This window comes from uncultured Anaerococcus sp., assembly GCF_947253225.1.
GTDB lineage: Bacteria > Bacillota > Clostridia > Tissierellales > Peptoniphilaceae > Anaerococcus.
On the sequence record NZ_CAMXYR010000011.1, the window covers coordinates 1 to 23,667 of the forward strand.

The 23,667-nt window shown below is 33.4% G+C and carries 27 protein-coding genes; 26 read left to right on the forward strand and 1 reads right to left on the reverse strand.

Annotated elements, in window-relative coordinates; genetic code table 11:
- The first annotated feature begins 21 nt into the window (after positions 1–21).
- The 20 genes from Q0W95_RS02595 to Q0W95_RS02690 all read left to right on the forward strand — a co-directional run bounded on the left by Q0W95_RS02595 (position 22) and on the right by Q0W95_RS02690 (position 18,072).
- On the forward strand, positions 22–735 hold the full coding sequence (locus Q0W95_RS02595) for a hypothetical protein (protein ID WP_297789654.1): 714 nt from the start codon (positions 22–24) through the stop codon (positions 733–735).
- Between the two features lie 29 nt (positions 736–764).
- Positions 765–1,259: a crossover junction endodeoxyribonuclease RuvC gene (gene ruvC / locus Q0W95_RS02600; RefSeq protein ID WP_297789656.1), complete on the forward strand. Its 495-nt coding sequence runs from the start codon at positions 765–767 to the stop codon at positions 1,257–1,259.
- Positions 1,259–1,846, forward strand: coding sequence for a Holliday junction branch migration protein RuvA (gene ruvA, locus Q0W95_RS02605; RefSeq protein ID WP_297789660.1), 588 nt, complete (start codon positions 1,259–1,261; stop codon positions 1,844–1,846). Before ruvC ends, ruvA begins: the two co-directional genes overlap by 1 nt.
- A gap of 8 nt (positions 1,847–1,854) precedes the next feature.
- Complete coding sequence (ruvB, locus tag Q0W95_RS02610) at positions 1,855–2,862, forward strand: Holliday junction branch migration DNA helicase RuvB (RefSeq protein ID WP_297789663.1); 1,008 nt, start codon at positions 1,855–1,857, stop codon at positions 2,860–2,862.
- A 1-nt stretch (position 2,863) separates the two neighbouring features.
- On the forward strand, positions 2,864–3,886 hold the full coding sequence (gene queA, locus Q0W95_RS02615; protein WP_297789666.1) for a tRNA preQ1(34) S-adenosylmethionine ribosyltransferase-isomerase QueA: 1,023 nt from the start codon (positions 2,864–2,866) through the stop codon (positions 3,884–3,886).
- 8 nt (positions 3,887–3,894) lie between these two features.
- Complete coding sequence (gene tgt, locus Q0W95_RS02620; RefSeq protein ID WP_297789669.1) at positions 3,895–5,013, forward strand: tRNA guanosine(34) transglycosylase Tgt; 1,119 nt, start codon at positions 3,895–3,897, stop codon at positions 5,011–5,013.
- A complete protein-coding gene (locus tag Q0W95_RS02625; protein ID WP_297789672.1) occupies positions 5,013–5,276 on the forward strand; it encodes a preprotein translocase subunit YajC in 264 nt (87 codons plus the stop codon). The genes tgt and Q0W95_RS02625 overlap by 1 nt, the downstream gene beginning before the upstream one ends.
- 77 nt (positions 5,277–5,353) lie before the next feature.
- Complete coding sequence (gene recJ / locus Q0W95_RS02630; protein ID WP_297789675.1) at positions 5,354–7,084, forward strand: single-stranded-DNA-specific exonuclease RecJ; 1,731 nt, start codon at positions 5,354–5,356, stop codon at positions 7,082–7,084.
- Between the two features lie 4 nt (positions 7,085–7,088).
- Complete coding sequence (locus Q0W95_RS02635) at positions 7,089–9,269, forward strand: bifunctional (p)ppGpp synthetase/guanosine-3',5'-bis(diphosphate) 3'-pyrophosphohydrolase (protein ID WP_297789678.1); 2,181 nt, start codon at positions 7,089–7,091, stop codon at positions 9,267–9,269.
- Positions 9,269–9,718, forward strand: a complete 450-nt coding sequence (gene dtd / locus Q0W95_RS02640) for a D-aminoacyl-tRNA deacylase (RefSeq protein ID WP_297789681.1) — start codon at positions 9,269–9,271, stop codon at positions 9,716–9,718. The genes Q0W95_RS02635 and dtd overlap by 1 nt, the downstream gene beginning before the upstream one ends.
- The gene (locus tag Q0W95_RS02645; RefSeq protein ID WP_297789684.1) at positions 9,718–10,320 is read left to right on the forward strand and encodes an MBL fold metallo-hydrolase; all 603 of its coding nucleotides are present in this window, start codon (positions 9,718–9,720) and stop codon (positions 10,318–10,320) included. Before dtd ends, Q0W95_RS02645 begins: the two co-directional genes overlap by 1 nt.
- 11 nt (positions 10,321–10,331) lie before the next feature.
- The gene (gene aspS, locus Q0W95_RS02650; RefSeq protein WP_297789687.1) at positions 10,332–12,080 is read left to right on the forward strand and encodes an aspartate--tRNA ligase; all 1,749 of its coding nucleotides are present in this window, start codon (positions 10,332–10,334) and stop codon (positions 12,078–12,080) included.
- A gap of 6 nt (positions 12,081–12,086) precedes the next feature.
- Positions 12,087–12,506, forward strand: coding sequence for a SoxR reducing system RseC family protein (locus Q0W95_RS02655; RefSeq protein ID WP_297789690.1), 420 nt, complete (start codon positions 12,087–12,089; stop codon positions 12,504–12,506).
- Positions 12,507–12,613: 107 nt separating this feature from the next.
- A complete protein-coding gene (gene der, locus Q0W95_RS02660) occupies positions 12,614–13,933 on the forward strand; it encodes a ribosome biogenesis GTPase Der (RefSeq protein WP_297789692.1) in 1,320 nt (439 codons plus the stop codon).
- Positions 13,930–14,505 (forward strand): glycerol-3-phosphate 1-O-acyltransferase PlsY, encoded by a 576-nt coding sequence (gene plsY, locus Q0W95_RS02665; protein ID WP_297789695.1) that lies wholly within the window; start codon positions 13,930–13,932, stop codon positions 14,503–14,505. Before der ends, plsY begins: the two co-directional genes overlap by 4 nt.
- 8 nt (positions 14,506–14,513) lie before the next feature.
- The gene (locus tag Q0W95_RS02670) at positions 14,514–15,497 is read left to right on the forward strand and encodes an NAD(P)H-dependent glycerol-3-phosphate dehydrogenase (RefSeq protein ID WP_297789698.1); all 984 of its coding nucleotides are present in this window, start codon (positions 14,514–14,516) and stop codon (positions 15,495–15,497) included.
- A gap of 66 nt (positions 15,498–15,563) precedes the next feature.
- On the forward strand, positions 15,564–16,154 hold the full coding sequence (locus Q0W95_RS02675; protein WP_297789701.1) for a cell division protein SepF: 591 nt from the start codon (positions 15,564–15,566) through the stop codon (positions 16,152–16,154).
- A gap of 29 nt (positions 16,155–16,183) precedes the next feature.
- Positions 16,184–16,951, forward strand: a complete 768-nt coding sequence (locus Q0W95_RS02680; RefSeq protein WP_297789703.1) for a YlmH/Sll1252 family protein — start codon at positions 16,184–16,186, stop codon at positions 16,949–16,951.
- A complete protein-coding gene (gene lspA, locus Q0W95_RS02685) occupies positions 16,948–17,391 on the forward strand; it encodes a signal peptidase II (protein WP_297789706.1) in 444 nt (147 codons plus the stop codon). Before Q0W95_RS02680 ends, lspA begins: the two co-directional genes overlap by 4 nt.
- Positions 17,392–18,072: a uracil-DNA glycosylase gene (locus Q0W95_RS02690; RefSeq protein ID WP_297789709.1), complete on the forward strand. Its 681-nt coding sequence runs from the start codon at positions 17,392–17,394 to the stop codon at positions 18,070–18,072.
- On the opposite strand, the gene Q0W95_RS02695 is transcribed toward Q0W95_RS02690, so the two are convergent.
- The gene (locus tag Q0W95_RS02695; protein WP_297789712.1) at positions 18,063–18,968 is read right to left on the reverse strand and encodes a ribonuclease H-like domain-containing protein; all 906 of its coding nucleotides are present in this window, start codon (positions 18,966–18,968) and stop codon (positions 18,063–18,065) included. The genes Q0W95_RS02690 and Q0W95_RS02695 overlap by 10 nt on opposite strands.
- A gap of 68 nt (positions 18,969–19,036) precedes the next feature.
- On the opposite strand from Q0W95_RS02695, the gene Q0W95_RS02700 reads away from it, so the two are divergent.
- The 6 genes from Q0W95_RS02700 (at position 19,037) to obgE (ending at position 23,661) form a co-directional block, all read left to right on the forward strand.
- Positions 19,037–20,155, forward strand: a complete 1,119-nt coding sequence (locus Q0W95_RS02700) for a cysteine desulfurase family protein (RefSeq protein ID WP_297789715.1) — start codon at positions 19,037–19,039, stop codon at positions 20,153–20,155.
- Positions 20,155–21,318 carry a tRNA uracil 4-sulfurtransferase ThiI gene (gene thiI, locus Q0W95_RS02705; RefSeq protein WP_297789718.1) on the forward strand — a complete coding sequence of 388 codons (1,164 nt, stop codon included), beginning with the start codon at positions 20,155–20,157 and terminating at the stop codon, positions 21,316–21,318. Before Q0W95_RS02700 ends, thiI begins: the two co-directional genes overlap by 1 nt.
- A 96-nt stretch (positions 21,319–21,414) precedes the next feature.
- Positions 21,415–21,723 carry a 50S ribosomal protein L21 gene (gene rplU / locus Q0W95_RS02710; protein WP_297789721.1) on the forward strand — a complete coding sequence of 103 codons (309 nt, stop codon included), beginning with the start codon at positions 21,415–21,417 and terminating at the stop codon, positions 21,721–21,723.
- Positions 21,723–22,052, forward strand: coding sequence for a ribosomal-processing cysteine protease Prp (locus Q0W95_RS02715; RefSeq protein ID WP_297789724.1), 330 nt, complete (start codon positions 21,723–21,725; stop codon positions 22,050–22,052). Before rplU ends, Q0W95_RS02715 begins: the two co-directional genes overlap by 1 nt.
- Positions 22,036–22,329, forward strand: a complete 294-nt coding sequence (gene rpmA / locus Q0W95_RS02720; protein WP_311516226.1) for a 50S ribosomal protein L27 — start codon at positions 22,036–22,038, stop codon at positions 22,327–22,329. The genes Q0W95_RS02715 and rpmA overlap by 17 nt, the downstream gene beginning before the upstream one ends.
- 51 nt (positions 22,330–22,380) lie before the next feature.
- Positions 22,381–23,661, forward strand: a complete 1,281-nt coding sequence (obgE, locus tag Q0W95_RS02725) for a GTPase ObgE (protein ID WP_297789727.1) — start codon at positions 22,381–22,383, stop codon at positions 23,659–23,661.
- Positions 23,662–23,667 lie beyond the last annotated feature (6 nt).

A 23,667-nucleotide genomic window follows, 5' to 3' on the forward strand; every position in this document is an offset into this window, starting at 1 on the left:
AGTATAAGAGGTAAATAGGTAATGAAGGCAAATTTAAGTGAACAATATCCAATAATTGAAAAACTTGAATATAATTTTTTAGTAAATGAAGATATATACTCATTAAATACACTTATGTCTTTGTTACAAGATAAGAACTTTATCTATTTTTCAAAGCATAGCTTTTATGTAAAAGATTATGTTTTAAAAAATCTGAAAAAGTATTTTTGGAACCTTAGAGATATTGATCAGGTTATCGATTCTTTAGATAGACTTATATCTTCAGATATATACAGGTACGAATATGTGATATCTATAAAGGCTCAGTTTAGAGCATTTAGGGATAAAAAGGCAGTAGATAAGTTGGAATATACCCTCCTTGAAGAACTAGGTGTTAATTATTTAATAGAGTCAACTAACTTTTATTACAATAGATTCGATCCACAAATTATCGCCATAAGTAAGATTTTTAAGGATAAAATATATGAAGATAGGGGCCTTGTTAAAGAGTTAAATAAAGACATTAAAGTCTATGCAGACTTGATGCTTATGAAAAAAATTTATAATATAGATACTACTACTCACAAACAGTTAAGCTTTGATACAGACTCAATATTTACTGAAGATATTACAAGTCAACAATCGAAAAAAATGTATGAAAAAACACTTACATACTTGTACAAATCCATAGTTGACACTTACGCAGAGTATTACTTCAGAGGTTTGATTAGAGAAGTGTTTAAGAGATATCAATAGGGCTTATAGCCCTTTTTATTTTGGTGATTATGATAATATTAGGAATCGACCCAGGTATAGCTATTATGGGATACGGGGTTATTGAATTTAAAAATAATAAGGTTAAAGTATTAGAAAATGGAGTGGTTACAACTTCATCTAAGACTAAGACAGGTAAGAGATTAGAACTTCTGTATGATAACTTACATGAAATAATTAAGGAGTTCAATCCAGATGAGTTTGCTATTGAGGAACTGTTTTTTAATGCTAATGTAAAGACAGCAATAACAGTAGGTCATGCTAGGGGGGTTCAGGTTTTGTGTGCTCAACAGAACAATCTACCTATTTATGAGTATACACCCTTACAGATTAAGCAGGCTATAACAGGTTATGGGAGGGCAGACAAAAAGCAGATGCAACTTACTATAACTAAGTTATTGAACTTGAAGGAAATACCAAAGCCTGATGATGCAGCTGATGCCTTATCTGTTGCACTCTGTCATGCTCTTAGTCAAAGATTTAAAGAAAGTTTCAGGTTAAATTAATGATTTCATATATAATTGGGCATATTCGTGCTATAGGTGAGGAAAGTTTTGTAATTGAAAATAATAATATGGGTTATGAGGTATTTTCATCTCTTTCAACACTTTCTAATGTCGAGATAAATAGTGAGTACAAGATTTATACTTCTATGCAAGTTAGGGAGGATGATATATCCCTCTTTGGATTTTACACAAAGGATGAGCTTGAAATGTTCACTCTGCTTACAAGTGTATCCACAATTGGTCCTAAGACAGCTCTTGGGATTTTATCTTCAATTAGCGTCAATGAAATAAAAACAGCTATTTTAAATAATGATATTGATAAGTTGACAGTAGCAAAAGGAATTGGTAGAAAATCAGCTTCAAGAATTATCCTTGAGCTAGTTGACAAGGTTAAGAAGATGGACTTTGTTGAAGTTAAGAAAGCTTCGCAAACAAGTGTGGTGAATGAAGAAATTGATGTTGCTAAGGAAGCTTTAATAAACCTAGGCTATCAGAAAAATGACATTGATAGGGTCTTGCTTGAGTTGAAGGATTCTGAGTTAAGTCTTGAAGGACTTATTAAAGAGAGTTTAAAGAGATTGATTTAGGTGATTAAATGTATGATATAAACGACAGGATAGTGGGAAGTAATGAGCAAGTAGAAGACTTATTTGCTGAAAATAGTATAAGACCTAAGTGGCTTAAAGATTATATAGGACAGGATAAGGTTAAGGAGAAACTCGATATCTTTATCAAGTCTTCATTATCAAGAAATGAACCGCTTGATCATGTTCTCCTCCAAGGACCTCCTGGCTTAGGTAAGACAACACTTTCGACAATCATAGCCAATGAACTTGGAGTAAATCTTAGGGTAACAAGTGGTCCTGCCATAGAAAGACCATCAGACCTTGCGAGTATCCTTACAAATCTCTCCAATGGAGATGTGCTTTTTATTGATGAAATACATAGGATTAATCGCTCGGTTGAAGAAATTTTGTATTCTGCTATGGAAGACTTTGTCCTAGATATAATAGTTGGAAAAGGGCCAAATGCTCAATCTATAAGGATTGACCTCGAAAAATTTACTCTAATAGGAGCTACTACAAGGGCAGGCATGCTCTCAGCTCCATTGAGGGATAGGTTTGGGGTTTTGCTTGCTTTAAATCTTTATGATACTAGGGATTTAACTACAATAGTAAAAAGATCGGCGCAAATTCTTGATATTCCAATAGATGATAAGGGAGCTATAGAAATAGCTAGAAGATCTAGGGGAACGCCAAGAATTGCCAACAGGCTCCTTAAAAGGGTAAGAGATTTTGCTATTGTTAAAGCCGATGAGAAGATTGATTACGAAACGAGTAGAAAGGGACTTGAACTACTTGAGATCGACCCTATGGGACTTGATACAATGGATAAGAAAATTATCATGACTATGTACGATAATTTTGGAGGAGGTCCAGTAGGAGTTGATACAATAGCAGCTTCGACAGGAATTGAGAATGTAACTATAGAAGATGTATATGAGCCTTATCTCCTGCAAATAGGATTTTTGACACGAACACCTAGGGGAAGGGTTCTAACTAGGAAGGCTTACGAACATTATGGTTTGAAGATAGAGGAGTAAGATGAGAACAGAAGATTTTGATTATTATTTGCCAGAAAAGCTTATAGCTCAACATCCATCAGACAAAAGAGATGGTGCAAGAATGATGGTTTTGGACAAGAAAACTGGGGAAATTTCAAATAAATATTTTTATGATGTGATAGACTACCTAAATCCAGGAGATGTCCTGGTTATGAATGATACTAGGGTAATTCCTGCAAGGTTATTTGGTCATAGGGAAGATAAGGATGAGTCTATTGAGGTATTCTTGTTACACAACATAGAAGGTAAGACTTGGGAAGTTTTGGTAAGGCCTGGTAAGAAAATGAAAGTAGGCACTGAGGTTATTTTTTCAGATGAACTTTCAGCTAAAGTAATTGATATTAAAGAAGATGGAAATAGGATAGTTGAATTTTCCTATGAGGGGATTTTTAATGAAATATTAGATAAACTAGGAAATATGCCCCTTCCTCCTTATATCAAGGAAAAATTAAAGGATCCTGAAGAATATCAAACCGTATATTCAAGAAATCCTGGTTCTGTAGCTGCTCCTACAGCAGGACTTCATTTCACCAAAGACCTACTAAAAAGAATTGAGGAAAAAGGAGTTAAGCTTGCCTTTCTGACCCTAAATGTAGGACTTGGAACTTTTAGACCTGTGAATGAAGACGAGATAACAGATCATAAGATGCACTCTGAGTTTTACACTCTTAGCCAAGAAACTGCCGATATGATTAATGAGGCAAGAAAAGCTCATAAGAAAATCATAGCTGTTGGCACAACAAGTATAAGAACTCTAGAATCTGTTTACAAAAAATGCGGAGAAATTACAAAAGATTCAGGTTGGACGGATATTTTTATCTACCCAGGATTTGAGTATAAGGTTGTTGATTCTGTAATAACCAACTTCCACTTGCCAAAATCTACATTAATAATGTTAGTTGCAGCTTTTACTAGTAGAGAAATTATTTTAAATGCATACAATTATGCGGTCAAAGAGGAATATAGATTCTTTAGCTTTGGTGATTGTATGTTCATTAATTAAGGAGAATTATGGCTTTAAAATATGAGTTAATCAAAAAAGATAAATATACTAATGCTAGAGTTGGTGTAATCCATACTGCCCATGGAGATATCCCAACACCTATTTTTATGCCAGTAGGTACTCTAGGAACTGTAAAGACAATGACCCCAGAAGACTTGAAAGAAATGGGAGCGAAAATAATCCTTGGAAATACTTACCACCTCTATCTTAAACCAGGTATGGAAATTATGATGAAGGCTGGAGGTCTCCATAAATTCATGAATTGGGATAGACCTATTCTTACAGATTCTGGTGGTTTTCAAGTTTTTTCTCTATCTGATAATAGAAAAATTACTGAAGAAGGAGTAACATTTAGATCTCATATAGATGGTTCCAAACATCTTTTCACACCAGAAAAATCAATAAGTATTCAGAACGATATTCATTCTGATATAATGATGAGTTTTGATGAATGCGTAGACGCTAGGGCTGATTATGATTATGTAAATCATTCTATGCATAGGACTTTAAGGTGGGCAAAACGAGGTCTGGACTATCACAAGGCAAATTCCCATCCTGACCAATCTCTTTTTGGGATTGTTCAAGGCGGTATGTTTAAAGATTTGAGAGAAATTTCAGCAAAAGAGACTACTGCAATGAACTTTGATGGTTATTCCATTGGTGGTTTATCTGTTGGCGAAACTAAGGAAGAGATGATAGATATTTTAAATTTCACAACACCTTTCCTACCAGAAGATAAACCAAGATACAACATGGGAGTTGGAACTCCAGATTATTTATTCGAGTCCTTTCAGGCAGGAATTGATATGGCAGATTGTGTATTACCAACAAGAATTGCAAGAAATGGTACAGCACTTACATCTCATGGTAGGCTAGTTGTTAAAAACGCAACATTCAAGGAAGATTTTACATCCCTAGATCATGAATGTGATTGTTATACTTGTAAGAACTATTCAAGAGCTTATATTAGACACCTGATGAATGTTAATGAAATTCTTGGAGCAAGACTTTTATCATATCACAACCTATACTTCCTCCTAAAAATGTGTGAAAATATTAGACAGGCTATAATGGAAGATAGGTTCTTAGACTACAAGAAAGAATTTTATAGTAAGTATGGGTATTAATGAAATTTGAATATATAATCATCTTTATTCTTTTATATTATTTTTATGAAACTTCTATAAAGGAATATTTGGAAGATAGGAAAAATGAAAAATTTATTAAAGATAACCTTGAAATTGGTTCTAAAATTATCACTAATTCAGGTATAATAGGTGAAGTTATAGAAATTGAAGAAAGTTTTCTACTAGTAGCCACTGGGACTTATGAAAAATTTTCCTACTTAAAGATTAGCAGAGAATATGTAAAGGCAATAATAGACGAATAAAATCTAGGGAGGCAGTCGCCTCCCTTCTTTATAAGACAGATTAAAGTAGTATAGTTTATAGTAAGAAAGGATGGTCTATGGCGAACTGGTTTATATATAACAAGAAAGAAAATTACATAAATAACTTAAAAATAGAAGGGATTACTAAACTTCAGGCACTTGTACTTGCTAATAGAGATATAGTAGATCCCAATCTTGTAGATATGTATATCAATCCGAGCCTAGATAAGCTTCATGACCCCTTTAGCCTGCCAGATATGGCCAAGGCAGTTGACCTTATAGTTGAAACCATCCAAAATAATGGCGAGATTAGAATCTTCGGGGACTATGATCAAGACGGTATAGCTTCAGTGATGACCCTTCTTGATGGAATGCTTTTTTATTATGACAATATAAGCTATGACATTCCTCATAGGGTTGATGAAGGGTATGGAATTTCTGAAGGTATGAGTGAGAAAGCTATAGAAGATAAGGTAAGCTTAGTAATTACTTGTGATAATGGTATTACTGGTTTTGACCAAGTCAAAAAGCTCAAAGCAAATGGAGTTAGGGTAATTGTAACAGACCACCACCAAATAGAAAAAGAGGATAAGGATGGATGGGTTGACCAAATACTCCCAGAAGCTGATTGTGTTATAAACCCTCATAGGTTAGACAGTAAGTATCCTTTTAGAGACTTGTGTGGTGCTGGGGTTTCCTTTAAGTTGATGCAGGCTTTGTACACTAACCTTGATGGGGATTTTGACTACTTAGCTTCACTTTTAGAGTATGTAGCTATGGGGACGGTTTGTGATATAGTATCTCTTACTGATGAAAATAGAATTTTTGTAATTGAAGGTCTCAAAAGACTAAATTATACTGAAAAATATGCTATAAAAGCGTTGCTTAAAGAAGCTGGTTGGCAGAAGGAGATTGATGAGTACACCTTAGGCTTTATAATAGGACCGTTGATGAATGCAACGGGGAGATTATCTACTGCAAAACTTGCTATTGACCTCCTTGTGGAAGAGGATATGGACAGAATTCACGAGCTTGCCAAAGACCTTGTTGAGTTAAATAATACGAGAAAAAAGTTAACTCAAGAAGGACTTGAAAAGTGTGATGATATTGTTAAAGAAAATTCCTATGATAAAAACGATGTAATTGTAGTATATGAACCTTCGATTGATGAGAGTATCTGCGGAATAGTTGCTGGAAGAATTAAAGAAAAGTATTACAGGCCGACTATAGTTTTGACTGATTCATCTGAAGATGGGATACTAAAAGGGTCGGGAAGGTCAATAAGTACTTATAATATGCATGGAGCCATTCTTCCATATGATGATAAGTTGAAATCATTTGGCGGGCACCCGATGGCTTGTGGTTTGTCCATAAAAAAAGAATTAGTTGGTGATTTTAGGGAATTTTTGAATAGAGAATCTAAGCTAACTAAGGATGACTTGGAAGAAGTGATTAATATTGATACGCAAATAAATATTAGCAAGTTATCTTTGGAATTTGCTGAAAGTTTAGATAAACTAAGACCATTTGGGAAAGATAACCCTAGGCCTATTTTTGCTAATAAGGGGGTAGATATAGCTGATATCCAAATGATTGGCAAAAACAAGAATACTATGAGGCTTAGTCTTTACCAAAATGGAAGATACTTTACTGCAATCAAGTTTAATGCAGTAGCTGACTTGGATTATCTTAATCTAAAGTTTAATAATACCATTAAGGGCAATAAAATTGATATAGTTTATTATCCTGACATCAATGAATTCAACGGAAAAAGAACCTTACAGATAAGGTTAGTAGATATAAGGTGATTGTATGGCGACTGATTTTAACAAAGAATATGAGATATTTAAAGATTATATTCTAAAAAATAACCCAAAGGCTGATATAGAATTAATAAAAAAGGCCTATGATTTTGGTGAGCTTCACCATAGGGGGCAGAAAAGAAATTCTGGAGAAGATTATTATATTCATCCTATTGCTGTAGCTAAAAAACTCTCTGAAATGAAACTTGATGATCAGACTATTTGTGCAGGGCTTATGCACGATGTTTTGGAAGATACAGATGTTACTAGGCAACAGATGGCTGAAATCTTTGGTGAGGAAATAACCTTCCTTGTTGACGGAGTTACCAAGCTTAAAAATCTAAATTATACATCAAGAGAAGAAAAACAAGCTGAAAATATCAGGAAAATGGTAATGGCTATGTCAAATGATGTTAGGGTAGTCCTAATAAAACTTTCAGACAGGCTCCATAATATGAGAACCCTTGAATACATGACAAGGAAAAAGCAAATTCAAATCGCGGATGAAACCATCGAAATATACGTTCCTTTAGCTCATAGGTTAGGGATTTATTCTCTCAAGTGGGAGCTTGAGGATCTTTGCTTTAGGTATCAAGAACCTGAAAAGTACTACGAACTAGCAGAAATGGTCAATGTCAAAAGACGTGAAAGAGAAGCTTATATCAATGAAATAATTGCATCACTAAGTAAGTCTCTTGAAGGAACAGATATTAACTTCGAAATCACTGGTAGACCTAAATCTCTTTATTCTATCAATAAAAAGATGGAGAGAAATGGGATAGCTTTTGATGAGATTTATGACTTAACAGCTGTTAGGGTTCTGGTGGATACTATTGCTGAATGCTATGCTGTTTTGGGAAAGGTACATTCTCTTTGGAGACCGATACCTAATAGAATTAAGGACTACATAGGTCAACCAAAACCAAATGGATATAGGTCCTTGCATACTACAGTTTTTGGAGAAGATTCTAGACCTTTTGAAGTTCAAATTAGAACTAGAACTATGCACAAAGAATGTGAATATGGTGTAGCAGCCCACTGGAGATATAAGGAAAATAATAATACTAAGTCAGACTTTGATGACGCCATGAGTTTTCTAAGAAGGATTGTTGAATGGCAACAAGAAGGTGGTAAGGATGAGGATAATCATGAGTTTATGGAAACTCTCAAGAAAGATTTCTTCTCAAGAGAGATTTACGTTTATTCACCTGCTGGTGAGGTATACTCACTTCCAATGGATTCATGTTCAATAGATTTTGCCTATAAAATCCATACAGAAGTTGGTAATAAGTGTGTGGGAGCTAAGGTAAATGGTAGGATGGTACCCCTTACCCATAAACTTAAAACAGGGGATTTGGTTGAAATTATTACAAGTAAAAATTCCCATGGTCCTTCCAGAGATTGGCTTGGTATTGTAAAGAGTAATCAGGCTAAAAATAAAATCAAGCAATTTTTTAAGAGAAATGATAAAGAAGAAAACGTCGAACTTGGCAAGAATGCTGTTATCAAGGATATAAAAAAATTCCGCCAAGGATATAAGGCTATATTGAGAGATGAATGGCTTGATATAATCTGTAAAGACTTGGGATATCCAAGTGAAGATGAAATGTATGCTTCAATTGGTTATGGCAAGACTAATGTTGAACAAGTTACTCAAAAGTTACTTAAATTCGACTCTGATGAGAAAAAGCAGGAGGAAGTTAGTAAACCATCTGACTTTAGCAAAAGACAAATTACCAATAATGGGTCAAGTGAAATAAGGGTAAGTGACCTTGATGAGAATGTTGAAGTTAAGTTTGCCAAGTGCTGTACTCCAGTTCCAGGGGATCCTATAATAGGTTTCATAACTAAGGGAAATGGAATATCGGTTCATGTTAAAACGTGTCCCAATATAATAAATCTTAGATCGCCAGAAAGACTTATAGATGTTTATTGGCAAAACTCTAAGGATGATAAATTCCCAGTAAAGATTCAGATTCTTACATCAAATGCACCATCAATCCTTTATGATATAACTAAGATGATGTCGACTGTAAATGTCAATATTTTGGGAATCAATGCTAGAACTGATCAAGATCAGGGAACTGTAGATTTGGTAATTGAAGTAAATAATATGGATCAACTATCAGATGTGATAACTAAGCTTAAATCATTAAAGACGGTTGATAATGTATATAGGATTAAAAATTAATGAGAGCAATAATACAAAAAGTAACTAGGGCTAAAGTTGAAGTTGAGGGTAAACTAATATCTGAAATAGGCAATGGTTTTATGGTTCTAGTAGCTGTCAAAGAAACAGATGATGTTAGCGATATCGAATATATAAAAAGGAAAATAACGAATCTAAGAATTTTCGAAGATGAAGATGGAAAGATGAACTTGTCTTTAAAGGATGTTTGTGGGAAAATACTTCTAGTTTCTCAATTCACCTTATATGGAGATGCAAGGAAGGGAAATCGACCTTCTTTTAGTGAATCTGCTAAGGCTAGTAAGGCTGAAAAATATTATAAAATACTAATAGATGACCTAAAAAAAGAAGGTTTTGATGTTTTATCTGGTAAATTTCAAACCCATATGCAGGTAAGCCTTGTTAACGACGGACCAGTTACCATAATCTTAGATAGCGAAAGGATAGTCTAGTGAAAATAAAGAAATTTGTTGAAGGTCCTGTTATGACAAATATGTATGTAGTAAGTGATGAAAAAAATGAGGGATTTATTGTTGACTGTGCCTATCCAAGCAAGAGACTTTGCCAATATGTTGAAGATAATAATATAAAAATCAAATTTATCATTCAGACTCACACGCACTTTGACCATGTTTTGGGTCTTGAATATTTTAAAAATCTGTATGGAGTTGACGTCTATGCTTCAGAAGATAGTAAGGATATAGCCAATGATGTTGCCTACAATCTTTCTTATTCTTATGATGTAAATGTTCCTATAGATAAATATTTAGGAGATGGTGAGGTATTTAGCGAGTATAATATAAAGGCGATAAAAACCCCAGGGCATACTATTGATTCTATGTCTTTTAAGCTTGGAGATGTTATCTTTTCAGGAGACACATTATTTAGGCTTTCAATTGGTAGGACTGATTTTCCTGGTGGTAATTACAGTCAAATAATTAATTCAATAACAAATAAACTTGGATGCTATGATGGAGATACTAAGATTTATCCTGGTCATGGAGAAGAAACTAGCTTGGCTTATGAGTTAGCTAACAATCCATTTTTAGTATAGTAGGAGGAAGTATGGAATTTAAAAGAACAAATATGTGTGGCGACTTGAGGATTGAGAATGTTGGTGATTCTGTAGTTCTAATGGGCTGGGTTGCAAAAAAAAGAAATCTAGGCTCATTAGTTTTTGTAGACCTTAGGGATAAGACAGGAATTACTCAAATAGTTGTAAGAGAAGAAGATAGCGAAAACTATGAGAGAACAAGGGGTATATCTCAAGAATATGTCCTAGAAGTTAAGGGAAAGGTTAGCGAGAGAGAGTCAAAAAATGGAGAAATACCAACAGGAGATATTGAAATTATAGCTGAAAAAATCAATATCCTAGATAAGGCAAAGACTCCACCTATCTATATAAAAGATGATGATGATGTAAGCGAAAATCTAAGGCTAAAATACAGATACTTGGATATGAGAAAACCATCCGTTCAAAGAAATCTTAAATTAAGAAGTGATATTGTAAGGACTATTAGAGAATATATGTACAATCACGACTTCACAGAAGTTGAAACTCCATTTCTTACAAAACCAACTCCAGAAGGAGCAAGGGACTATCTAGTTCCATCAAGAATAAATTCTGGTAAGTTTTATGCACTTCCACAATCACCACAACTATTAAAACAAATTTTGATGATTGGCTCACTTGATAGGTACTTCCAAGTTGTCAGATGTTTTAGAGATGAGGACTTGAGGGCAAATAGACAACCAGAGTTCACTCAAATGGATTTGGAGATGAGTTTTTCTAACCAAGATGATGTTATTGCTATGAATGAGGGACTTCTAAAGGAACTTTTTGACAAGTATACAGACTATGATCTTAAACTACCTATTCCTAGAATGGATTATAGTGAAGCAATGAATTCCTACGGTTCAGATAAACCTGACCTCAGATATGGTTATAAGATAGAAGACGTTAGTGAAGTATTTATTGGTAGTGACTTCAAGGTTTTCGCTGATAATACAAGTGATGGAAAGTCAGTAAGAGCCATTAATTTTAAGAATCTAGCAGATAAGTATTCAAGAAAGCAACTTGCTAAGTTGACAGATTTTGTCAAAGATTATGGATTAAAAGGTCTTTCATATATAAAATATTCTCTTGACCCTCAATCTTCAATCAAGAAGTTCTTAACAGATGAAATAATCGAAAAACTCAAAGAAAAACTTGGTATGGAAGATGGAGATTTGATTTTATTGGGAGCTGATAAGGATAGAACAGTTCTTGAGGCTATGGGGGCTTTGAGGAGAAAAGTTGCTAAAGACAATGACCTGGTTGAAAAAGAATACGCTTTATGTTGGGTTGTAAACTTCCCTATGTTCGAATATAGCGAAGAAGAAGACAGGTATGTAGCTCAACACCATCCATTCACTATGCCTAATGAAGAAGATATAGATTTACTTATGACTCAACCAGAAAAAGTCAGGACTCAAGCTTACGATATCGTAATTAATGGTGACGAAATGGGTGGTGGTTCAGTAAGAATTAATAATTCTGACCTCCAAGAAAAAGTATTTGAAGCTTTAAAACTATCAGAAGAAGATATCAAAAATAAGTTTGGATTCTTTATTGAAGCGCTTAAATATGGTACACCACCACATGCTGGTCTTGCTTATGGTCTTGATAGGTTGTTGATGTTATTTGCAAAGACAGATAATATTAAAGATATTATTGCCTTTCCTAAAACTCAATCAGCTACATGTCCACTCACAGAGGCACCAAGCTTGGTTGACGAAAAGGCATTAAATGAGCTTAATATTAAGCTAAAGTAGGAAATTATGGACAAAGTTACAAAAGAGGGAATTGTAGTTGACAACAATAAGGGAAAATTAACCATACAAATTTTTAGAAATGGAGCTTGTGGTTCTTGTGCTGCAAGTGGGTCTTGTGCAGAAAGTAAGACTACCGAAATTGAGCTATTCTCCTATGAAGATATTAAAAAGGGAGATAGAGTTGTGATTGAAGGCTCATATAATGAAGTTACTAAGCTTACTGCTTTTGTTTATATCTTTCCTGTAGTTATGATATTAATAGGAGCTGTTTTGCCTAATGTATTTTTAAAAAATACATCTATAGATATGAACTTACTGACCCTTCTCTCAGTTATAGTTTTCTTGTCGATTTCACTCGTCTTTGTAAAACGTCTTGATAACAAAGTGAAAAATAGAAATATAATGAAGGTTAGAAAAATTAATTAATTGTTAATAGATAACTTTTGTTTATTATTAAGATATGGAAAAAGTTTAGGAAATAATCTACATTAAAGGTAGTATTCCTTGCTTTTCCTAAGATATGGAGAGTAATTATGGCAATGCCAATAGTAACTTTGGTCGGTAGAACCAATGTGGGTAAGAGTACCCTCTTTAATAGGCTTGTTGGAAAGAAAAAATCAATCACTGAAGATATTTCTGGTGTAACTAGAGATAGGATTGTGGATAAGGTCGAGTGGCAAAACAAGGAGTTTCTTCTTGTAGATACAGGAGGCCTTGATATTTCTAACAAGGAAATAATGAATACGGAAGTTAAGTCCCAAGTAGAAAAGGCCCTCCTAGAAACAGACCTTGTCTTGTTCGTAGTTGATGGTAAGGAAGGGCTTAACCCTTATGACATAGACATAGCTAATGAAGTTAGAAAATATAACAAACCAGTTTTAATTGTTGCTAATAAACTCGATTCCTTTAAGGTTCCAGATGAAATATATGAATTTTATCAATTTGGTTTTGATGACCTATCAATGATATCTGCTGAACAAAGCAAGGGTCTTGGTGATCTGCTAGATAAGGTTGTTTCATATATTGATTTTGCTGCTTATGAGGCTATTGAGGATGAGACTAGGATAGCTATTATAGGAAAGCCTAATGCTGGAAAGTCCTCTTTGGTAAACCTTTTATTAAACGAAGAGAGGATGATTGTTACAGATATCGCTGGAACTACAAGAGATGCCGTAGATAGCTATTGGACCTACAATGGGAATAATTATGTATTAACAGATACTGCTGGTCTTAGGAGAAAGTCAAAAGTCAAAGAGAATGTTGAATACTATGCCAACCAAAGGACTTTCGATGCTGTTGATAGTTCGGAAATTTGCTTATTCTTAATAGATGCTAATGTTGGAGTAACAGAGCAAGATGCTAAAATTGCTGGATATGCTCACAATAATAAAAAGGCGATAATTATTGCAGTTAATAAATGGGACTTGGTAGACAAGGATACAAATACAATGAGAAACCTAGAGGCAGATATAAGAAAGACACTTTCTTTTGCATCTTACGCTCCGATTGTCTTTATTTCAGTTTTAGAAAATAAGAGAATTGATAAGCTTTTAGACCTCTTTGAAGTTGTATCTAATAATTACCATACAAGAATCAAGACTGGAGTATTAAATAACATCCTTCAAGATGCTATGTTATTAAATCCACCACCTCATGATAAAGGCAAAAGGCTTAAAATATACTATATGTCCCAAGTTGCTACAGCTCCACCAAAGTTTTTGCTTTCTATAAACGACAGAGAATTAGTTCATTTTTCATATACTAGATATTTAGAAAATCAAATCAGGCAAAATTATGCATTAACAGGCGTACCTTTTAGTTTCATCTTTAAACAAAAGGGTGAGAAAAAATGATTCTTTTGATAGCGATAATTTCTTATTTATTGGGGTCAATACCAGCGGGTTTCATTATTGGAAAAGTTTTCTATAAGACTGACATTAGGACTTTAGGGTCTGGAAATGTTGGAGCCACTAACGCTTTTAGAAATTTTGGAAAAACTACTGGTTTTATAACCTTCGTTTTTGACTTCCTAAAGGGAGCTATTGCCTGTTATCTTGGAAGGAAAATTGGAGCAGACCTTGGTCAAGCTCTCGCTTTCTTTTTTGTGGTAATCGGCCATATGTATAGCTTTATCCTAAAATTCAAGGCGGGTAAGGGAGTTGCTACAGCCTTTGGATCACTTTTAGCTATCGATTTTAGATTTGCTTTGATTCTACTTGTTATATTTATTGGAATTGTAGCAGTCTTCAGGATTGTCTCCCTTGCATCTGTTATTGTTTCTATTTTAGGTGCACTTATTGGTTTGTTTTGGTTTGGGATTTCATATATTTCGTTTGCAATCATTTTGGTTGCAAGTCTGATTGTCTACAAGCACAAGTCAAATATTGTAAGACTTAAAAAAGGTGAAGAAAAGAGGATTTTTTAAGGATAATTATGCAGATATCAATTATAGGTGCTGGCAGTTGGGCAAGTGCTATAGCTTGTCTTCTATCAGATAAGTATGATGTTTTACTTTATGCGAGGGATATGGAACAAGTTGCTTCTATAAACAATAACCACATCAATCAAAAGTATTTTCCTAACAAAAAACTTAGCAAAAGTATTAAAGCTACATCTGACCTAAAAGCCATGTTCGCAAATAAATATATAGTTAATGCTATACCAACACAAAATATCAGAAGTCTTTATGAAAAACTAGATAAAAGAATAATTAAGGATCATGTTCTTATTAATTTATCTAAGGGCTTAGAGCTAAATACACATTTTAGGATTTCTCAAATATTTGAAGATATTTATGGAGAAATTTCTTACATTATTCTAAGTGGACCTTCCCATGCAGAAGAAGTTATTGATAAAATGCCAACTACTATTGTAGCCGCTTCTAAAGATATTTCACTCGCCAGAGCTGTTCAGGAAATATTTACAAGAGAATATTTCAGAGTATATACATCCGAAGATGTTGTTGGTGTAGAGATAGGTGGAAGTATTAAAAATATACTCGCTTTTGGAATTGGTATGGTAGATGGGCTTGGTTATGGAGATAACTCTAAGGCAGCCATGATTACAAGAGGTATTCATGAAATGGAAAGATTTGCTAATGAGTTTGGTGCAAAAGCAAGAACAATAAATGGACTTGCGGGGATTGGAGATTTAATAGTAACGGCAACTAGTAAGCATTCTAGAAACAACAGAGCAGGAAGGCTCATCGGTCAAGGATTAAGCTTGGATGATTTAAGTAGTAAAATCAATATGGTTGTTGAAGGAATTCCAACAACTAGGGCCGTTTATGAGATCGCCAAAGAGAAGAATATAGATATGCCTATTACCAATGAACTTTACAAGGTTTTGTTTGAAAATAAAAAGACTAGTCAATCTGTAAAAGATTTAATGAACAGAGATTTAAAAAATGAATTTTAATTCGAAAAATTTCCCATTTACGATATAATATTATAAAGACGTATAAAAAATATAAAGGAAGTAATTATGCTAGATAGGTTTAAAGAATTTATAGGTATTGATGACAAGTACGACGACTATGATGAAGATCAAATGTACTATGATGATGTAGATGAAAAAACTGAGGATGTTGAACCTAAGAAAGAAGAAAAAAATCAAACTTATGGGTCGTTCTTTGCTGATAGTAGCTACAAGGAGAAAGACACCACAACCACCTATAAGCCTTCATTTACAGAAAGCTTTAAAAGTGATGATTCTTCAATATTCAAAACAAGTAAACCATCAAGAAGAGGAGATAATGTGGTTAGTATGAGTAACAAAAATTTTGCAAATACAAGTTCAATGAGAATTTCTATCCAAGAACCATTAGACTATGAAACAGATGGTCCAAAGATAATTGATGATATACTTGACAACAAGGTTGTTGTTTTAAATCTTGAAATGGTTGATTCTGATTTAAGAAGACAAATATTTGATTTTGTAAGTGGTGCGGTTTATGCCCTTGATGGGACTGTAGAAAAAGTTACTAAAGGAATTTTTGTAATAAGTCCTAAGGGTGTTCAAGTTGACTCCTCAGTAACTAAGCAAATTTCAGAAGGAAATTATAACCAACTATAGATCGATTACTAAATCGATCTTTATTTTTTATGAGTTTAGTATATAATTTAGATTTTATCAGTGATAAGGCAAAAAAATCAAATATTAAAAAGGCTATAGCAATTTTAGAAAAAGCTTATTATACCCATATAGAAACATCAAGTTTTTTCTTAGATCCATTTGAACAAAGAGTGATAGAAACAATTGCAAGAAAAAATAGCATAGATATACTCTTTATTGGTGGCAATGAAAAAAGCGAAAGAAAGATATTTGTAGCAAATTATTACTATGAACCTCTTGTTGAAGGAAATTATATTAAGATTCTAAGTTTTAATAGCTTTTCCATAGGTCATCCTGATGTTTTGGGGGCTTTGCTTCATCTTGGGATTGATAGAAATTCAATAGGGGATATATCTATTTTGGATGGATGTATAGAATTTGCTGTCTTAGAAGCTGATTCAAGTTTTATAAAATACAACTTGACTAAGATAAAAAGAGAAGGAATAAACCTAGAAATCAAAAGTGATAACCACTTAAATCTAACCGAGCTTGATTATGAAAACTTGAGTGGATTTGTATCTTCTTTAAGACTTGACAATATTCTTACTGTGATGTTAAATCTGTCAAGGTCTAAGGTAAAAGATTTGATTTCATCAAGGCTAATAAAGGTTAATTTTCAAATTATAACTGATCCAAGCCTTGTTGTAGAAGAAGGTTCGATGGTATCTGTTAGACGAGAAGGAAGATTTATTTTTGACCAAGTAACTGGACAAAGCAAGAAGGGAAATTACCATATAGAATATAGGAAGGTAATATGATATATATAATAATTATAATATTTGGAATTGTAGTAGATAGACTCACAAAAATCTATGCTGTAAATAATTTTATAGAAAATCCAATAAAGAGTCCGATAATAAATTTGACTTACCTAGAAAATAGGGGAGCTGCCTTTGGTATTCTTCAGGATAAGAGAGTTTTATTTATTCTTCTTACAACAGCAATAGTTCTCTATCTTCTATATTATTTTATAAGGAATATAAAGAAAAGTCCTTTTATCCTCAATTTTGCCTTTGCTATGATAATTTCAGGTGCTATTGGTAATTTTTATGATAGACTTTTACAGGGGTATGTTGTTGATTTTATAGAATTTGCCTTCATAAACTTCCCAGTATTTAATGTAGCGGATATTTTCGTAACTATTGGTTGTGCTTTGATGGTAATTTATATACTTTTTTATGGAGAAAAGAGGGTTTAATTGACAGTTGAAATTGGAAATGATTGGGATAAACTTTTGAGTGAAGAATGGTCAAAACCTTACTATCAAAAATTAAGAAAAATCTTATTAGAAGAATATAGTCATTATAGAGTTTATCCTGACATGTATGATTTGTTTAATGCCTTGAAATATGTTAGCTATGAAGACACTAAGGTTGTGATTTTAGGACAAGATCCCTACCATGGGAGGGGACAGGCTCACGGATTTTCTTTTTCGGTTCAAAAAGGTGTAGAAATTCCTCCATCCCTCTTAAATATATACAAAGAATTACAAGAGGATTTGAACTGTTACATACCAGATAATGGTAATTTAATAAAATGGGCTGAGCAGGGAGTTCTACTCCTAAATACAGTTCTTACTGTGAGAGAAAAAAGTCCAAATTCACATAAGGGAATTGGGTGGGAAATTCTTACAGATAGGATAATAGAAATTTTAAATTCTAGAGAAAAACCTATGGTATTCATACTTTGGGGAGCAAATGCTAAGGCTAAGGAAAAGCTTATAACTAATAAGAACCACTTAATCCTAAAGTCTGTGCATCCATCACCTTTATCAGCTTATAGGGGTTTTTTTGGATCTAAAGTTTTTTCTAAAACTAATAAATTTTTGAAAGAAAACAATATGAAAGAGATTGATTGGCAGATAGAGAATCAGAGGTGATTCTCTATTATTTTTTTGCCAAGAGCCAAGATATTTATGTAATTATAAATATTATCTTCCTTTAAAATTAAAAAATGTTCATCAACTTTTACAGAGGATTCGTTTTTTATCATAAAGTTATTTAAACATACAAATCCCTTGGTTTGTTTATCCAATTTGCCATATAGGACTTGGAGATTAATCTTAATCTTATAAGTATCAACGTGTAAGTCATAGGTAGAACTTGCAAAATAGGCTTCATTTTGGTAATTATTTATAGAAAAGGTTATATTAGCTATATCATTATTAATTGATGTAGATTTTAGAGTAAGCTTACCAAGTTTAGTTTCAATGCTCATTATTTCATCAAAGTAAATAGGCAGATGTATTAATAGTTCTGTCGCTATTAAGTCATTTTCATTGTGTTTTAAAATTGGATAAGGATTTTGCCTAGTTTTTATTTCTTTACTAAGTTTACTTATAGTTTTGTACCTAGAGGGGTCATCTCTATAGAAACCTAAGATTTTTTCTATATAACTTAATTTTAATGATTCAAAATCAAAATAGAACCTATAAGGTCTAATGAGTTTCAGTAAATCCAAGTTTATCGGGAGGATAGGAAATCTATTATGTTTAATGAGTCTGCTATTAAGAAAAGGTATATCGAAAATTTCTCCATTATAAGTTATAAGCTCGTGATTTTTTATTTTTTTGATATAAATATCAAGTAGCCTATCCTCTTCACTATCATCTTCAGCGAAATATTGAATTGTATAAGCCTTGCCATTAATAATTTCAACCAAACCTAAGAGGACAAGCTTATCAACAGAAGAGTCAAGACCAGTTGTTTCTATATCTAAAACAATTTGATTTTCTTTTAAATTTTTGCATAAATGTTTTTTCTTTACTGTTATCATGAGATAATTATACTATAGTTTGTAAAATAATGGGGATATAATATAATATAGAAGTTAAGGAGTAAGTGATGATATATTTAGATAATGCAGCGACAACCAAGATGTATAGCGAAGTAATAGAAAAAGAGATAGAAATTTTGGAGAATTGCTATGGTAATTCCTCAGCAATTCATTCTTTCGGTATGAAAGCAGAAAATCTGATAAAAGAAGCTAAGTCTATCATAGCTAAGGTAATTAATGCAAATCCTAATGAAATTTACTTTACAAAAGGTGCTACTGAATCAAACAACATTGTTGTTTCATCCTTTGCAAGCTATGGGGCGAAGGCTATTACGACAAGTATAGAACATCCTTCTATTTATGATACTTTTGTAAACGCAAACTATGATGAAGTTATTTTCCTAAACAATGATAGGGATGGGCTTGTTGATTTGGATGACTTGAAAAGTAAATTGGATGCTAATATTAAATTAGTTTCAATTATTTATGTAAATAATGAAATAGGTGTTATTCAAGATATAGAAGAAATTCGTAAAATTGTAAAAAAATATAACGAAAATATTTGCATCCACATTGATGCCACCCAAGCTTTAGGAAAAATTTCTTGCGATGTTGGAAAACTTGGTGTGGATCTTATGAGCTTTAGTGGACACAAGTTCCATGGACCTAAAGGAGTTGGTGGGTTATATGTAAGGAAGAAATTTTTATCTAAAATAAGACCACTTCTATTTGGGGGTAGACAACAAATTATATCATCTGGAACAGACAACCATCCTGCAATTTACGCAACTGGTCTTGCCCTACAAATGCAAATTTCAGAAAATGAATATGCTTATATCAAAAAACTCAACGAACATCTTCGTGATAAGATAGCGGCAAATATAAAAGATACATATATAATTTCACCTGAATTTAAGGCATCTCCATACATTTTGGACATAGCCTTTAAAAATATTAAAAGTGAGGTTTTGGTTCACTTTCTTGAAGATAGGGGAATATATGTATCATCAGGTTCGGCTTGTTCAAAGGGTGAGGATAACAGGGTGTTGAAGGCCTTAGGCGTGAGTGATGATTATATTGATGGAGCGATTAGGTTCTCATTTTCGTCATTTATAAGTGAGGAAGACTTGGATGAAGTTGTCGAAGTGCTAAAAGAAGGAATTGAAATGATTAGGGAGGTATTTTAATGCAGTGGTTACTAGCTGTCAGTTTTGGAGAAATATTCCTAAAAGGAAGGAACAGGAATGTTTTCTATAAAACTGCTACCAACAATATAAAAAGAAACATTAGAGATATTGGCTATGATGATATGTACTCAGAGTCATCTAAACTATATATCAAAGCTGATAGGGATAAGTTTGAAAGTTTGACTAGAGAAATACAAAAAGTTTTTGGGATTGTCTATATTTCAGAGGTTGTAAGATGCGACAAGGATATGGAAACAATTAGACAAACCTCAGTAGATCTCATAAACTATTATGAAAATGATAAGAATTTGACTTTTAAGGTAGATAGTAAGAGAACCGACAAATCTTTCCCTCTAACATCACCAGAATTGAATGCTAAAATAGGTGGGAATATCCTAGAATCTTTTGGTAATTTAAAAGTGGATATCCATAAACCAGACTTTACAGTTTTTATAGATATAAAAAGTTCGGCTTACATTTATATAAAAAGGACAAAGGGACTTGGAGGACTTCCACTTGGTTCTAGTGGAGAAGGACTTCTCCTCTTATCTGGAGGTATTGATTCACCTGTAGCAGGATTTATGATGGCAAAAAGAGGAATGAACATTAACGCTATCCATTTCCACTCCTATCCATTCACCTCGAAAAGAGCCCACCAAAAGGCTATGGATCTTGCACAAATATTATCTGCTTATACAGGGAAAATGAGAGTTTATTCTGTCAATCTTGCAGAAATATACAAGTCCATTAGCAAAAATTGCCCTAGAAGAGAAACAACTATTTTATCTAGGAGATTCATGATGAGAATAGCATCAAAAATATCTGAAAAATATGGGTATCAAGCTTTAATTACAGGAGAAAGTTTGGGCCAAGTTGCTAGCCAGACAGTTGAGTCAATGTCTGTAATAAATGAATCTTCCATGTTACCTATTCTAAGACCCTTGATAGCTATGGACAAGAAAGACATAATAGAAATTTCAGAAAAAATCGGTTCTTATGATAAAGCTATAGAACCATACGATGATTGTTGCTCAATTTTTGCTCCAGATTCACCTGTTACAAAGCCAAAATTAAAGTATATAGAAAAATCAGAAGAAAATTTAGCTATAGAAACACTAGAAACTCATGCTATAGAAAGTATGAAAATTATTGAAATAGCTTGACAAGTTATGTCAGCAATAGTATTATAATCAAGTAAACCGCTCAGTCCGGGCTCTGATCCCCAACACTGGCGAGAATTTTAGTAATAGGAGGTTTCCATGTACGCAATAATTAAAACAGGTGGAAAACAATATAAAGTATCAGAAGGTGACTTAGTAAGAGTTGAAAAACTTCCTTACGAAGTTGGTGACACCGTTGAATTTGATGAAGTTCTTTTAGTTGCTGGAGATGAAGTAAAAGTTGGTTCTCCAGTAGTAGCAAACGCAAAAGTAACAGCAACAGTTGAAGATCAAAATAAGGATAAGAAAATTGTTGTATTCAAATACAAACCAAAAAAGAAATATAGAAAAAAACACGGTCACAGACAACCTTATACTTTAGTAAAAATTAACAGCATAAGTCTTTAATGATTAATGTTAATTTATTAATCAAAGACGGGAAAACAGTAGGTTACGATATTACAGGCCATGCGGACTTTGCTGAGCATGGTAGCGATATAGTATGTTCTGCAGTTACAATATTAGCCTATGCTTGTGTCAATACTCTCGATAAATACGCTGATGGGGTTGACTTTATTGACGATGGAGATATTCTTCATCTATTCACTCCAGATAGTAGTCTTGAAATAGATGCGGTATTCGCTTATTTTGAAACTGGTATACAAACTTTGCTAGGTAACTATAGCAATTATGTAAAATTAAAATATAAGGAGACAAATAATGATATTGAATATTAATTTACAAAGATTGTCAAGCAAGAAGGGAGTTTCTTCATCAAAGAACGGTAGAGATTCTCAAGCTAAGAGACTAGGTGTTAAAAGAAGCGATGGACAATTTGTTAATGCTGGAACTATAATAGTTAGACAAAGAGGAACAAAAATTCACCCAGGTAACAATGTTAAAAAGGGTGCTGATGATACTCTTTACGCTTCATGTGAAGGTGTTGTTAAATTCGAAAGAAAAGGAAGAAGCAGAAAACAAGTTTCTGTTTATGCTAAAGCAGATATCGCTTAAGAAGTCAAAGCTTGCCAATTGGCAAGCCTTTTTTTATGAGAGGATATAATTATGATAGATTATGCAAAAGTAAGTCTAAAGGCAGGAGATGGTGGAAACGGCGCTGTTGCTTGGAGACGTGAAAAATATGAACCAAGTGGTGGTCCTGCTGGTGGAGATGGTGGAAATGGTGGCTCAATTATTATAAAGGCAACAAGAAACCTATCTACTCTTGATGAATTTAGGTACAAGACAAAGTACAAGGCAGAAAATGGTGAAGCTGGTGGCAAGAGCAAAAAGTTTGGCAAAAAGGGCGAAGATTTAGTTATTAAAGTTCCTGTTGGAACTTTGGTAAGAGAAGCTGAAAGCAAGGTAATAATAAAAGATTTAAACGAAGATGGGGAGGAATTTCTTATAGCTAAGGGAGGACGTGGGGGTAGAGGTAATGTCCACTTCAAAAACTCTATCAGACAGGCTCCTCGTTTTGCAGAAAATGGTAGATCTGGCCAAGAGATTGATGTTATTTTCGAGTTAAAAATTCTTGCAGATGTTGGTCTAGTCGGCCTACCAAATGTAGGAAAATCAACCTTAATTTCAGTTATAACCAAGGCAAAACCTAAAATTGCCAATTATCATTTTACTACAATTGACCCTAACCTAGGTGTTGTAAATATAGACAGCGAAAGATCATTTATAGTTGCTGATATACCAGGGCTTATAGAAGGTGCCAACGAAGGAAATGGGCTAGGTCATGATTTCTTAAAACATATTGAGAGATGCAGAGTCTTGGTTCACCTTGTAGATATTTCAGGAATTGAGGGTAGAAATCCAATAGAAGACTTTAACCTCATTAATGAAGAATTGAAGTTATATAATGAAAAGCTAAGTCAAAAGCCAATGATTATCGCTTTAAACAAGTCGGACTTAGATTTTAACAATAACACTGAGGATTTTATAAATAAGTTTTCGGACAAGTATCAAATATTTAAGATTTCCGCAGCTACAACTTCAGGCATAAAAGAGCTTGTAGATGCGATTTCAGAGCTACTAGCAACAAGTAATATAAAGGAATTTGATCCAATGGAAGAAGTTGATTCCAACTTTTTGGAAAACTTCTACGACAAGGAAATTGAATTTGACTTAAACTTCAGAAAAGAAAATGATATTTATGTTGTGGATGGTAGGAGAGTAGACAACCTACTTGATAAAGTTGATCTTGAAGATTATGATGGAAAGATGTATTTTGAAAAAACTCTACGAGAGATGGAAGTTTTCGATAAATTGAAAGAAATGGGTATTCAAGAAGGAGATAGCGTTGCTTTCGGGGATCTTGTTTTTGAATACTATGAATAGGAGGAA

Bases quoted from the DNA above. Each gene is read 5' to 3' on its own strand.
- Q0W95_RS02595 (WP_297789654.1), top strand. From the start codon at position 22: ATGAAGGCAAATTTAAGTGAACAATATCCAATAATTGAAAAACTTGAA.
- ruvC (WP_297789656.1), top strand. From the start codon at position 765: ATGATAATATTAGGAATCGACCCAGGTATAGCTATTATGGGATACGGG.
- ruvA (WP_297789660.1), top strand. From the start codon at position 1,259: ATGATTTCATATATAATTGGGCATATTCGTGCTATAGGTGAGGAAAGT.
- ruvB (WP_297789663.1), top strand. From the start codon at position 1,855: ATGTATGATATAAACGACAGGATAGTGGGAAGTAATGAGCAAGTAGAA.
- queA (WP_297789666.1), top strand. From the start codon at position 2,864: ATGAGAACAGAAGATTTTGATTATTATTTGCCAGAAAAGCTTATAGCT.
- tgt (WP_297789669.1), top strand. From the start codon at position 3,895: ATGGCTTTAAAATATGAGTTAATCAAAAAAGATAAATATACTAATGCT.
- Q0W95_RS02625 (WP_297789672.1), top strand. From the start codon at position 5,013: ATGAAATTTGAATATATAATCATCTTTATTCTTTTATATTATTTTTAT.
- recJ (WP_297789675.1), top strand. From the start codon at position 5,354: ATGGCGAACTGGTTTATATATAACAAGAAAGAAAATTACATAAATAAC.
- Q0W95_RS02635 (WP_297789678.1), top strand. From the start codon at position 7,089: ATGGCGACTGATTTTAACAAAGAATATGAGATATTTAAAGATTATATT.
- dtd (WP_297789681.1), top strand. From the start codon at position 9,269: ATGAGAGCAATAATACAAAAAGTAACTAGGGCTAAAGTTGAAGTTGAG.
- aspS (WP_297789687.1), top strand. From the start codon at position 10,332: ATGGAATTTAAAAGAACAAATATGTGTGGCGACTTGAGGATTGAGAAT.
- Q0W95_RS02655 (WP_297789690.1), top strand. From the start codon at position 12,087: ATGGACAAAGTTACAAAAGAGGGAATTGTAGTTGACAACAATAAGGGA.
- der (WP_297789692.1), top strand. From the start codon at position 12,614: ATGGCAATGCCAATAGTAACTTTGGTCGGTAGAACCAATGTGGGTAAG.
- plsY (WP_297789695.1), top strand. From the start codon at position 13,930: ATGATTCTTTTGATAGCGATAATTTCTTATTTATTGGGGTCAATACCA.
- Q0W95_RS02670 (WP_297789698.1), top strand. From the start codon at position 14,514: ATGCAGATATCAATTATAGGTGCTGGCAGTTGGGCAAGTGCTATAGCT.
- Q0W95_RS02675 (WP_297789701.1), top strand. From the start codon at position 15,564: ATGCTAGATAGGTTTAAAGAATTTATAGGTATTGATGACAAGTACGAC.
- Q0W95_RS02680 (WP_297789703.1), top strand. From the start codon at position 16,184: ATGAGTTTAGTATATAATTTAGATTTTATCAGTGATAAGGCAAAAAAA.
- lspA (WP_297789706.1), top strand. From the start codon at position 16,948: ATGATATATATAATAATTATAATATTTGGAATTGTAGTAGATAGACTC.
- Q0W95_RS02695 (WP_297789712.1), bottom strand. From the start codon at position 18,968: ATGATAACAGTAAAGAAAAAACATTTATGCAAAAATTTAAAAGAAAAT.
- Q0W95_RS02700 (WP_297789715.1), top strand. From the start codon at position 19,037: ATGATATATTTAGATAATGCAGCGACAACCAAGATGTATAGCGAAGTA.
- thiI (WP_297789718.1), top strand. From the start codon at position 20,155: ATGCAGTGGTTACTAGCTGTCAGTTTTGGAGAAATATTCCTAAAAGGA.
- rplU (WP_297789721.1), top strand. From the start codon at position 21,415: ATGTACGCAATAATTAAAACAGGTGGAAAACAATATAAAGTATCAGAA.
- Q0W95_RS02715 (WP_297789724.1), top strand. From the start codon at position 21,723: ATGATTAATGTTAATTTATTAATCAAAGACGGGAAAACAGTAGGTTAC.
- rpmA (WP_311516226.1), top strand. From the start codon at position 22,036: ATGATATTGAATATTAATTTACAAAGATTGTCAAGCAAGAAGGGAGTT.
- obgE (WP_297789727.1), top strand. From the start codon at position 22,381: ATGATAGATTATGCAAAAGTAAGTCTAAAGGCAGGAGATGGTGGAAAC.